Origin of the sequence: Cobetia sp. SIMBA_158 (genome assembly GCF_046566945.1) — a bacterium.
GTDB lineage: Bacteria > Pseudomonadota > Gammaproteobacteria > Pseudomonadales > Halomonadaceae > Cobetia > Cobetia amphilecti.
The window spans coordinates 1-257 of sequence record NZ_JAWJYL010000647.1 but is presented as its reverse complement, the minus strand read 5'-3'; the positions used below and the strand labels follow the sequence as shown (position 1 = coordinate 257).

Here is a 257-nt window from a genome sequence, read left to right as displayed (position 1 = left end):
GATAACACAACACCATCAGCATCAATCGAGAATGTTACCTTAGCATTTGCGACAGGCTCATCATTCCCGTCCATAACTTGTACTTCATAATAAGCACCTTCTAGATCGATAGAAGTTATGGTATTACCATCTACATCTACTAGCCCACTGTTGCTAATATTTAATTCTGCAGCAGGTGTTTCAACGCCCCCATCACCAGTACCTGGCTGTTGCACTCCTAGGTCAGGTTCCGGCGCGATAGTATCAGTACCGTCACC

At 45.1% G+C, this 257-nt stretch carries 1 protein-coding gene; it reads right to left on the bottom strand.

The features are described 5' to 3' along the window. On the bottom strand, positions 1 to 257 hold a 257-nt coding region (locus R2R70_RS21420), incomplete at both ends, for a hypothetical protein (protein ID WP_410979113.1).